Origin of the sequence: Streptomyces calidiresistens, from assembly GCF_014141525.1 — a bacterium.
In the GTDB taxonomy this organism is placed as follows: Bacteria; Actinomycetota; Actinomycetes; order Streptomycetales; family Streptomycetaceae; genus Streptomyces; species Streptomyces calidiresistens.
The window spans coordinates 1-10,997 of sequence record NZ_VKHS01000095.1; the positions used below are offsets into that span (position 1 = coordinate 1).

Annotated in this window: 9 protein-coding genes; 4 read left to right on the forward strand and 5 right to left on the reverse strand. The window is 75.0% G+C overall.

From position 1 onward, the window contains the following. Nucleotides 1-92 precede the first annotated feature (92 nt). Nucleotides 93-461 (reverse strand): DUF3817 domain-containing protein, encoded by a 369-nt coding sequence (locus tag FOE67_RS06680; RefSeq protein WP_182661441.1) that lies wholly within the window; start codon nucleotides 459-461, stop codon nucleotides 93-95. Nucleotides 462-805: 344 nt separating this feature from the next. Here FOE67_RS06680 and FOE67_RS06685 point away from each other — a divergent pair, with 344 nt between their 5' ends. Next, complete coding sequence (locus FOE67_RS06685) at nucleotides 806-1,282, forward strand: MarR family winged helix-turn-helix transcriptional regulator (RefSeq protein ID WP_182661444.1); 477 nt, start codon at nucleotides 806-808, stop codon at nucleotides 1,280-1,282. 15 nt (nucleotides 1,283-1,297) lie between these two features. Here FOE67_RS06685 and FOE67_RS06690 read toward each other — a convergent pair whose 3' ends face one another. After that, nucleotides 1,298-2,758 carry a sensor histidine kinase gene (locus FOE67_RS06690; protein WP_323384375.1) on the reverse strand — a complete coding sequence of 487 codons (1,461 nt, stop codon included), beginning with the start codon at nucleotides 2,756-2,758 and terminating at the stop codon, nucleotides 1,298-1,300. Beyond that, a complete protein-coding gene (locus FOE67_RS06695; RefSeq protein ID WP_182661446.1) occupies nucleotides 2,755-3,414 on the reverse strand; it encodes a response regulator transcription factor in 660 nt (219 codons plus the stop codon). The genes FOE67_RS06690 and FOE67_RS06695 overlap by 4 nt, the downstream gene beginning before the upstream one ends. Nucleotides 3,415-3,594: 180 nt before the next feature. Here FOE67_RS06695 and FOE67_RS06700 point away from each other — a divergent pair, with 180 nt between their 5' ends. Further along, a complete protein-coding gene (locus FOE67_RS06700) occupies nucleotides 3,595-4,347 on the forward strand; it encodes a PepSY domain-containing protein (RefSeq protein ID WP_182661448.1) in 753 nt (250 codons plus the stop codon). A gap of 132 nt (nucleotides 4,348-4,479) precedes the next feature. Here the strand turns inward: FOE67_RS06700 and meaB are convergent, their stop codons facing one another. Both meaB and FOE67_RS06710 read right to left on the reverse strand, forming a co-directional pair. Beyond that, on the reverse strand, nucleotides 4,480-5,448 hold the full coding sequence (meaB, locus tag FOE67_RS06705) for a methylmalonyl Co-A mutase-associated GTPase MeaB (RefSeq protein ID WP_182661450.1): 969 nt from the start codon (nucleotides 5,446-5,448) through the stop codon (nucleotides 4,480-4,482). 238 nt (nucleotides 5,449-5,686) lie between these two features. Continuing rightward, nucleotides 5,687-6,868 (reverse strand): acetyl-CoA C-acetyltransferase, encoded by a 1,182-nt coding sequence (locus FOE67_RS06710; protein ID WP_182661452.1) that lies wholly within the window; start codon nucleotides 6,866-6,868, stop codon nucleotides 5,687-5,689. Between the two features lie 135 nt (nucleotides 6,869-7,003). On the opposite strand from FOE67_RS06710, the gene mce reads away from it, so the two are divergent. Together mce and FOE67_RS06720 are read left to right on the forward strand one after the other, a co-directional pair. Next, entirely contained in the window at nucleotides 7,004-7,456 is a 453-nt protein-coding gene (gene mce / locus FOE67_RS06715) for a methylmalonyl-CoA epimerase (protein WP_182661454.1), read from the forward strand. A 219-nt stretch (nucleotides 7,457-7,675) separates the two neighbouring features. After that, on the forward strand, nucleotides 7,676-10,948 hold the full coding sequence (locus tag FOE67_RS06720) for a polarized growth protein Scy-related protein (protein WP_182661456.1): 3,273 nt from the start codon (nucleotides 7,676-7,678) through the stop codon (nucleotides 10,946-10,948). Nucleotides 10,949-10,997 lie beyond the last annotated feature (49 nt).

Genomic DNA, 10,997 nt, shown 5'->3' on the forward strand with positions numbered 1-10,997 from the left:
ACGGGGTCGGGCCGGGAGCGGACACGCGACCGCCCCGCCGAGCGGGGCTCGACGGGGCGGTCGGGGCGGGGCCGGGGCGAATCGGCCGGGTGTCAGGCGCCGACGGTGTCCGGGCGTCCGGCGGGAGCGGTCTCCCCGGCCGGCTCGCCGGCGGGGGCGGTCTCCCCGCGCTCCTCGCGGCGCAGGCGGCGCTCGGCGAAGAACCCGCCGGTGGGCACGACGGCCATCGCCATGTACCAGGCGGCGGTGCCGAGGGACCAGCGGGCGCGGTTCCAGGCGTCCAGCCAGAACAGGCCGTAGACGATGAAGAGGATGCCGTGCACCGCGCCGAGCACGGGAACGGCGTCGAAGTCGGTGGTGCGGCGCAGCACGGAGGCGACGAGCAACAGCAGGAAGGAGACCGCCTCGGGGGCGGACACCAGCCGGAGCCGTCGCAGGGCGGAGACGGTCTTCGGGTCCAAGGGAGACTCCCGGTGGGAACGGACGGGGCGCCCGCGACGCGGACACGTCGGGACGGTCGGGCTCGCGCACCGTGCTTGTGCATCGGTTCACAAGCCCTCCCCCATTGTGGCAGGCCGCCTCCCGGCCTCCCCGGGCGGGGTCGCGGCACCCGGGCCCCGGAGACCGGGGTACGGGGCGCGGGTCCGGCGTGCGCCGGGCGTGCGTCCGGACGCCGGGGCCCCGGAAGCCCTTTCCGAGCAGGAGGCGCCCGGGGCTCGTCGCGCGCCCCCGGGCGGCACCGGTTCCGGCCCCGGGGCGTTCGCCGGGTACCGGCTCCGTCCCCGGGGCTCGCTACAGTCGGGTCATGGACACCCAGAACGGCGCCCCCTGGTTGAGCGCGACCGAGCAGCGTGCCTGGCGCACCCACCTGGCCGTCAGCCGCCTCCTGACGTACCAGCTGGAGCGGGATCTCCAGCCGTTCGGGCTGACCATGAACGATTACGAGATCCTGGTGAACCTCTCCGAGGCCGAGGACCGACGGATGCGGATGAGCGACCTGGCCGCCGCCACCCTCCAGTCCAAGAGCCGGCTCTCCCACCAGATCACCCGCATGGAACGCGCCGGCCTGGTCCGACGGGAGAGCTGCGATTCGGACAAACGCGGTCTGTACGCGGTCCTGACCGATCACGGCTGGCAGACCATGCGGGAGGTCGCCCCCCACCACGTGGCCTCGGTCCGCAAGCACTTCATGGACCTGATCCCGGCTCCGGAGCTGGAGAGCCTGTACCGGACGCTGCGGCCGATCGCCGACCACCTGCACGACCTGCGCGGCAGGCCGTAGGCGACGCCGGACCGGTCAGCCGTCGCCCCGGCGGGCCCGGGCGGCCGACGGGGCGCGTCCCCCGGCGGTGGTCCCGGCGTCGGCGTCCTCTCCGACGGCCGGCAGCCGCAGCCGGAAGAGGGCCCCGCCCTCCGGGGCGTCGTGCACGGTCAGCGTGCCGCCGTGCCGCTCGGCGACGTCCCGGGCGATGGCCAGGCCCAGCCCGGCACCGCCGTCGTCGCGGGCCCGGGCCTCGTCCAGCCGCACGAACCGCTCGAAGATCCGCTCCCGCTGCTCCTCCGGCACGCCGGAGCCGTCGTCGGCGACCTCGACCACGGCGTGCCCGGTGTCGTCCCGGCCCACCGACAACCTCACCCGTTCGGCGGCGTGCCGGTCGGCGTTGTCCAGCAGGTTGCCGATCACCCGGCCCAACTGCCCGGCGGAGCCGGCGACCGTCACCGTCTCCAGGCGCGCCGCGGTGACCGGGACCCGGCCGCGTCCCTCGCGCCGGGCCAGTTCCTCGGCCGCCAGCGACGCCGGCTCCGCCGTGCCACCGGGGGCGGGCCCCTCCCCGGCGTCGAGCCGGGCGAGCAGCAGGAGGTCGGCGGCCAGCCCCTGGAGCCGCACGGTGTCCTGCACCGCCCCGGACACGTCCAGGAGTTCGGGATGGGCCTCGCCCACCTCCAGTTGGGTGCGCAGCGAGGCGATGGGGCTGCGCAGTTCGTGGGAGGCGTCGGCCACGAAGCGGCGCTGCCGCTCCACCGACGCCTCCAGGGCCGCCAGCGTCTCGTTGGTGGTGACCGCCAGGCGACCGATCTCGTCCCGCTCCCCCGGCTCCGGCACCCGCCGCGACAGGTCCTCCGACCGGGTGATCGCGGCCATCTCACGGCGGATCGCCTCCACCGGGCGCAGGGACCAGAAGGTGACCAGCCAGGTGACCCCGGCGACCACCGCGAGCAGCGCGGGGAAGCCGACCATCAGGGAGGACCGGACCGTGGCGACGGCGGTCCGTTCGATCTCCAGCGGCGCCCCGGCGAAGACGGTGACGTCCACGTCGTTGACGGTCTCGGCCCCGATGGCGGCGAAGCGGTAGTCGCCGACGACGCCGTTGACCATCGCCGCGCCGTCCAGCAGCAGCACCCGGCTGCCGACCTCGCCCGGTTCCCCGACCCCGGTCTCCTCCTCCGGTTCGGGCCCCCAGTAGACCGGCGAGACCACGTCGGTGCCGGTGCCCCGGATGCCCTGGAGTCCGACGCTGACCGCGCGCACCCGCCCCTCCCGGTCCACCACCTGGACCGGGAGGGTGGCGTCCATGTCCAGGTCGTCGAAGGGCGCGCCGGTGGCCAACTGCACGGCGACGTTGCGGGCGGCGTTCTCCGCCTGGAGGTCCACCTGCTCGATGAGGTTGTCGCGCAGGGTCTGGATCATCATCACGCTCGCCGCCAGCAGCGCGAGCGCGACGATGGCGGTCGCGCCGACCGTGGTGCGGAACTTCACGGCGCCATCCGGTAACCGGCTCCGCGCACGGTGTGGATCAGGCCGGGCCCGATCTTGCGGCGGAGCGCGCTGATGTACACCTCGACGATGTTGGGGTCGCCGTCGTAGGCGAAGTCCCAGCCGTGTTCGAGGATCTCGGCCTTGGAGAGGACCTCCCCCGACCGGGAGGCGAGGTGTTCGAGCACGCCGTACTCCTTGGCGGTGAGCGCGACCTCCCGGTCGGCGCGGGTCACCCGGCGGGAGACCCGGTCGATCTCCAGGTCCCCCACCCGCAGCCGGGGGGAGGGGCCGGAGCCGCCGCGGCGCCGCATCAGCGCGCGCACCCGGGCGAGCAGCACCACGTAGGAGAACGGTTTGGTGAGGTAGTCGTCGGCGCCGGTGTCCAGCCCCTCGGCCTCGTCGTACTCGCCGTCCTTGGCGGTGAGCATGAGCACCGGCGTCTCGTCCCCCGCGGCCCGGAGCGCCGAACAGACGCGGTAGCCGTTCATACCCGGCAGCATGATGTCGAGGATGATCAGGTCGTAGTCGTTCTCGATCGCCCGGTGCAGGCCGTCGGTGCCGGTGTGCACCGCGTCCACGGCGAAGCCCTCCGCCGTGAGCCCGGCGGCCAGGGAGGCCGCCAGGCGTTTCTCGTCCTCGACTATCAGCACGCGCATGCGCCCAGCTTCCCACCCGACACCTGAAGGAATCCTCAGGTCGTTTCAGGTTCCCTTCAGGATGCATCCGCCATGGTGGGGAAGGTCCGACAGGGACGGGTCGCCGGAACGGGGCGACCCGTCCGACCGCACGAGACCCGTCGGGGCCGATCGGTTCCACGGGGCCAGGGGAGGAACACCATGAAGCGGAACATGATCGTCGCCGCCGTCGCCGCCGTCGCCGTCATCGGCGGCGGGGCCGTCGCCGGGGCCGCGCTGACCGGGGGGAACGAGCGCGGCAGCCACGCCGACGAACTGACCGCCTCCATCACCGGCGGTGACGGCGGCGCACCGTCGAACTCGCAGCCCCTCGGCGGCTCCGACGACCCCGACGACCGGGACGACACCTCCAACGGGGACGACGGCGCGAACGGTGACGACCGGGGGGACACCTCCGGCAGCGGCCCCGGCCGCTCGGGCGGCTCGGACGACGCGGCCGGCTCCGGTGCCGGTGGGTGGATCGGCGTGGTCGGGAAGGTGGAGCGGACCGCCCTGGCCGCCGCCCCGGGCTACGTCGTGGACATCGAGCGGGACGACACCGATGACACCGATGACACCGACGGCCGTCACTGGGAGGTGGACGTCGCCGGTGACGACGGCCGCTGGCACGAGCTGAAGATCAGCCTGGACGGCACCGAGGTGCTGGAGCACGAGCGGGACGACGACGATGACGATGTCCGCGAGAAGCGGCGCCTGCTCTCCAACGCCTCCGTCCCGGCCGGCGAAGCCGCCCGGATCGCCGAGGAGTACTCCGGCGCGAGCGTGAAGGAGCTGGAGCTGGAGAAGGACGAGAAGGCCTGGGACCTGGAGCTGAGGGACCCCAACGGCTCCGAGTGGGAACTGAAGGTGCACGTGGAGTCCGGGGAGGTCTTCGACGTGGAGCGCGACGGCTGACCGCGCCGCCGGGCCGCACGGGCCGCACGGGCCGCACGGGGGGGTGTCGGGGAACGCGACGGGGCGGCCGGGGGGAAATCCCCTCCCGGCCGCCCCGTCGGTGTGCGGTCGCCCCTCGGGGGCCGCCCGGGATCAGCCCGGCGCGTCGGTGACGCCGGCGACCAGTTCGTCGGCCGCCGCGTACGGGTCCAGCTCCCCGGCGGCCACCCGGCCCGCCAGGGCGTCCAGCCGGCGGTCCCCGCGCAAATCGCCGATCCGCTCGCGCAGGGCGGTGACGGCGATGGTCTCCACCTCGTGCGCGGCCCGCTTCCGGCGGCGCTCGGCGAGCACGCCGCGCTCCTCCATCCAGGCGAGATGTTTCCCCAGCGCCTCGACCACGTCCTCCACCCCCTCGCCGCGGGCCGCGACCGAGCGGACCACCGGGGGACGCCAGTCGCCGGGGGCCCGGGCCTCGCCGAGGCCGAGCATGTGGTTCAGCTCGCGGACGGTGGCGTCCGCCCCGTCCCGGTCGGCCTTGTTGACCACGAAGACGTCGCCGATCTCCAGGATCCCGGCCTTGGCGGCCTGGATGCCGTCGCCCATGCCCGGCGCCAGGAGCACCACCGAGGTGTCCGCCTGCGAGGCGATCTCCACCTCCGACTGGCCGACGCCGACGGTCTCCACCAGCACCACGTCGCAGCCGGCGGCGTCCAGCACGCGCACCGCCTGCGGGGCGGCCCAGGAGAGCCCGCCGAGGTGGCCGCGGGTGGCCATGGAGCGGATGTAGACACCGGGGTCGGAGGCGTGCTCGCCCATCCGCACCCGGTCGCCGAGCAGGGCCCCGCCGGAGAACGGCGAGGAGGGGTCCACGGCCAGCACGCCGACCCGTTTGCCGGCCCGCCGGTAGGCGGTGACCAGCGCGGAGGTGGAGGTGGACTTGCCGACGCCGGGCGAGCCGGTGAGGCCGATGACGTGCGCGTTGCCGGTGTGGGGGGCGAGTGCCGCCATCACCTCGCGCAGTTGCGGGGAGGCCCCCTCCACCAGGGAGATCAACCGGGCCACCGCCCGGGGGCGGCCCTGTCGGGCCGCCGCCACCAGTTCGGGGACGTCCGCCGTCGCCATCGTCGCCGTCTCTCCCTGCCGTGTCGTGTCGCGCGTCTCGCGCCTGTCGCGCGGCTCGTGCCGTCGCGGCGCGGTCGCCTCGCGGCGGCGCGTGCCGTGGTGGTCCGGGCCCGGTCGGCTCACCGTACCGGGCGGGTGGAACCGGTCGTCCCGGGGCGTGCCTCCCCGCTGCGTCCCGGGACGACCGGCGTTCGTCGGGGGCCGGCGCGGACGCGCCGACCCCCGTGGTCGGACGGGGTCAGGGGACCCGGACGATCAGGGCGTCACCCTGGCCGCCGCCGCCGCACAGCGCCGCCGCGCCGACCCCGCCGCCGCGCCGCTTGAGCTCCAGCGCCAGGTGCAGCACGATGCGCGCGCCGGACATGCCGATGGGGTGGCCCAGGGCGATGGCACCGCCGTTGACGTTGACCTTCTCGTGCGGGACGCCGAGGTCCTTCATGGACTGCACGGCGACGGCGGCGAAGGCCTCGTTGATCTCGATCAGGTCGAGGTCGGCGACGGTCAGCCCCTCCTTGCCCAGCGCGTGCGCGATGGCGTTGGAGGGCTGGGACTGCAGGGAGTTGTCGGGGCCCGCGACGTTGCCGTGGGCGCCGATCTCGGCCAGCCACTCCAGGCCCAGTTCCTCGGCCCGGGCCTTCGACATCACGACCACCGCGGCGGCGCCGTCGGAGATCTGGGAGGCGGAGCCGGCGGTGATGGTGCCGTCCTTCGCGAAGGCGGGCCGCAGCTTCGCCAGGGACTCGGGGGTGGTGTCCCCGCGGATGCCCTCGTCCTCGGCGAAGACGACCGGCTCGCCGCGCCGCTGCGGGATCTCCACGGGGGTGATCTCCGCCTCGAACAGGCCGTTCTTCTGCGCGGCGGCGGCCCGCTGGTGGGAGAGGGCCGCGATGGCGTCCTGCTCCTCGCGGCCGATGCCCAGGCGGGTGTTGTGCTTCTCGGTGGACTCGCCCATCGCGACGTTGTCGAAGGCGTCGGTGAGCCCGTCGTGCGCCATGGCGTCGAGCATCTGGATCGCGCCGTACTTGTGGCCCGCCCGGGAGCCGGGGAGCAGGTGCGGGGCGTTGGTCATGGACTCCTGGCCGCCGGCGACCACCACGTCGAACTCGCCGGCGCGGATGAGCTGGTCCGCCAGGGCGATGGCGTCCAGGCCGGAGAGGCACACCTTGTTGACGGTGAGGGCGGGGACGTTCATGGGGATGCCGGCCTTCACGGCGGCCTGGCGGGCCGGGATCTGCCCCGCTCCCGCCTGGAGGACCTGCCCCATGATCACGTACTGCACCTGCTCGCCGGTGATCCCGGCCCGGTCCAGGGCGGCTTTGATGGCGAAGCCGCCCAGGTCGGCGCCGGAGAAGCTCTTGAGGGAGCCCATGAGGCGTCCCATGGGGGTCCGGGCACCCGCGACGATCACGGAGGTGGTCATGGTGCGGCTCCTTCGAATGAGGAGTGAACGAGGGTTCACGCCAATGTACTGAGCGGTATGTCATCGGGGCACCGGGCACGCCATGTGATGGTGCGCACGTTGCGCACCCCCGACAGCGGAGGGTGAACTGGGAAGATGTTGACGCGTATCGATCACATCGGCATCGCCTGTTTCGACCTGGACGCCACGGTGGAGTTCTACCGGGCCACCTACGGCTTCGAGGTGTTCCACACCGAGGTCAACGAGGAGCAGGGCGTGCGGGAGGCCATGCTCAGGATCAACGGTACCGATGACGGCGGTGCCTCGTGGATCCAGCTGCTGGAGCCCACCCGCGAGGACTCCACCGTCGCGAAGTGGCTGGCCAGGAACGGCGAGGGGGTGCACCACATCGCCTTCGGGACCGACGACGTGGACGGCGCCGCGGAGACCATCGGCGGGCGCGGGGTGCGGGTCCTCTACGACGAGCCGCGGCGCGGTTCGATGGGTTCGCGGATCACCTTCCTGCACCCCAAGGACTGTCACGGGGTCCTCACCGAGCTTGTCACATCCGCCACTTCCGCTCCGGAGGGTGAATCCGGAGGCCACTGACGCCGGGCGGGCCGGCCGGTAGAGTGGCGGGGCCGGGGCACGGGGCCGACATCCGAACGCCGACCGCCGGGCGACGCCTTCCGTCGTCCCGGTTCGTCGTTCGGCGTCGTTTCCCGGGCTCCCGTGTTCGGCCGAAGGTCCGACCTCCACGACGACGCGTCGCGTCCGGTGGTGGCCGGGCCGGCTCCACGACGATCAGGGGACGGATGGGACCGCACCGTGCGGGACTACGACCGCAACGAGGCTGAGGACGCGCTCTCGCAGTTCGAGGCCGAGATGAAGCGGCTGAAGAAGGAGCGCGACAAGGCCGTCGACCACGCCGACGACCTGGGCTACCAGATCGAGGTCCTGCGCTCCAAGCTGCACGAGGCGCGGCGCGCTCTGGCGCTGCGCCCCGTCTACGACCCCACCGGCCACGTGGAGCAGATGTTGCGCACCGCGCAACACCAGGCCGATCAGATGCGCGCGGACGCCGAGCGCGAGTTGCGCGAGGCCCGCGACCGCACCCAGCGCATCCTCCAGGAGCAGGCCGAGCGCCGGGGCCGGCTGGAGGCCGAGCTGCACGCCGAGGCGGTCGCCCGCCGGCAGCGACTGGACGCCGAGCTGGCCGAGCGTCGGGCGAACGTGGAGAACCACGTCACCGAGAACGTGGCCTGGGCCGAACAGCTGCGGGCCCGGACCGAGGCGCAGGCCCGCCGGCTGATGGAGGAGACCCGCGCCGAGGCCGAGCAGACCGTCCGCCAGGCCCGGGCGGAGGCGCAGCGGGTCGCCGAGGAGACCCGCCACCGGATGACCGCCGAGGCCCGGGCGGCCCGGGACGAGGCCGAGCAGTTGCTGCGCCGGGCCCGGGCCGAGGCCGAGCGGCTGCTGGCGACGGCGGGAGCACAGGCCGAGGAGGCCACCGGTCGGGCCGAGCGGCTGCGGGCCGAGGCGACCGCCGAGGCGGAGGAGGCCCGGCGGTTGGCGGCCGGGGCGCTGCGGGAGGCCGAGGAGCGGCTGGAGGAGGCCGAGACGGCGCACCGCAGCGCGCGCGAGGAGGCCGACCGGGTCCTGACGGAGGCGACCGAGGAGGCGGAGAAGCGCCGGAACGCCGCCGAGGTCCAGTACCAGCAGCGGTCCGCCACGGCCAAGGCGGAGATCGCCCGCCTGGTGTCGGAGGCCACGACCGAGGCGGAGCGGGCCAGGACCGAGGCCGAGGAGGCGTTGGCCGACGCCCGCGCCCGGGTCGAGGAGATGCTCTCCAAGGCCGGGGAGGAGGCGCGCAACCGTGCCGCCGAGGAGTCGGCCAACCAGCTCGCGCAGGCCGCCCGCAGGGCCGAGGAGGTGCTCAACAAGGCCTCCGAGGAGGCCCGTGACACGACCCGCGCGGCGGCCGAGGAGGCCGAGCGGCTGCGGACGGAGGCCGAGGCGGAGGCCGACCGGCTCCGGGCCGAGGCGCACGACGTCGCGGAGCAGTTGAAGGGTTCCGCGCAGGCGGACACCAAGGACTACCGGGCCAAGACGGTCGAGTTGCAGGAGGAGGCCCGTCGACTGCGCGGCGAGGCCGAGCAGTTGCGGGCCGACGCGGTCTCCGAGGGCGAGCGGATCCGGGCCGAGGCCCGCCGGGACGCCACCCGGCAGATCGAGGAGGCCGCCGAGCGGGCGGAGGAACTGCTCGCCAAGGCCAAGGAGGACGCGGAGAGCGCGCGGAACGCCGCGAGCGCCGAGAGCGAGCGCGTGCGCACCGAGGCGATCGAGCGGGCGAACGCCCTGCGCAACCAGGCCGACGAGGCGTTGCGCAAGGCGCGGGCCGAGGCCGAGAAGTTGACCTCGGAGGCCAACCGGCGGCTGGAGGAGGCGGCCGGGGAGGCGGAGCGGGAGGCCGAGCGGATCCGGGAGGAGGCCCGCGAGGCCGCCCGGGCGGAACGCGAGGGCGCCGTCGAGGAGTTGGAGCGGCTGCGCGCCGAGGCCGAGGAGCGGGTGACCGCGGCCGAGGAGGCGCTGGGCGAGGCGAGGGCCGAGGCCGAGAAGCTGCGCACCGAGGCCGCCGCCGAGGCGGACCGGCTGCGCACCGAGGCGGCCGAGCGCGTCCGCGCCCTCGTCCGGCAGGCCGAGACCGAGGCCGAGCGGCTGCGCGAGGAGGCGACCGGGGACGCGGCCCGGCTGCGCGCCGAGGGCGACGAGCAGGCGGTGCGGCTGCGCGCCGAGGCCGCCGCCGAGGCGGAGCGGGTGCGGTCGGAGGCCCGCGAGGCCGCCGACCGGGTGCGGTCGGACGCGGACGCCGCCGCCGAGCGCACCACCGGGGAGGCCAACGAGGCGCTGGCCGCCGCGCGCGAGGAGGCCGAGCGGCTGCGGCGCGAGGGCGACCGGCTGCTGGAGGAGGCGCGCGAGGCCGCCCACCGGGAGCGCACCGAGACACACCGGCGCAGCGAGGAACTGCTGGCGTCGGCGCGCGAGACGGTGGAGGAGGCCGAGCGGCGCGCCGAGTCGCTGGTGTCCTCCGCCGAGACCCGGGCGCAGGAGATCCGGGACTCGGTGGCCGGGCTGCGCGAGGAGGCCGAGCGCGAGGTCGCGGCGCTGCGCGCCGACGCCGACCTGGACGTGGCACGGATGCGACGGCAGGCCGGGGAGGAGAAGGAGGCCGCCGCCGCCCTCGCCGAGCGGACGATGAACGACGCGATCGCCGAGGCGCAGCGCACCCGCGAGGCCGCCGAGGAGACGCTGGAGAAGGCGCGCGGGGAGGCCGAGGAGCTGCGTGAGACCGCCCGTTCGGAGGCCTCCCGCCGGCGCGCCGAGGCCGCCGAGCAGGCCGACGAACTGGTGAACCGGGCGCAGGAGGAGGCGCTGCGCGCCACGGCCGCGGCCGAGGAGCAGTCCGACGCCATGGTGGGCGCGGCCCGGGCGGAGGCGGCCCGACTGGTGGACGAGGCCCGGGAGGAGGGCTCGGAGCTGGTCGAGCGGGCCCGTCGGGACGCCGACACCCTGCTGGAGGAGGCACGGCGGGACGCGGCGGCCATCCGGGAGCGCAGCGAGGAACTGCGGGCCCGGACCGAGGCCGAGGTGGAGGAGTTGCACGAGCGGGCCCGCCGGGAGTCGGCGGAGCAGGCCCGGGCGGCCGGCGAGCGGGTGGACCGGTTGGTGCGGGCCGCCGAGGAGCAGCGCGAGGAGGCGCGGGCGGAGGCGGAGAAGATCCGCTCGGAGGCCGCGTCGGAGGCGGGGTCGCTGCGGATCGCCGCCGTGAAGAAGGCCGAGTCCCTGCTGAAGGAGGCCGAGGCGAAGCGCTCGGAGCTGCTGAAGCGGGCCGAGGAGATCATGGAACGGGCGGAGCGGGAGACCCGGGAGAAGGTCGAGGAGGGCCGCCGGGAGCTGGAGAAGCTCAACCGGCGCCGGGAGGACATCAACGCGGAGATCGCCCGGGTGCAGGACGTGCTGGAGGCGTTGGGGTTGGAGGCGCCGGGCGCGAAGGGTGCCAAGAAGGCCGGGGCCGGCGGGGGCAAGCGCTCCGGGGGGTGACCCCGGGTCCCGCCGGGGACCGCCGGGCCGGTCGCCCCCGGGCCGGCGG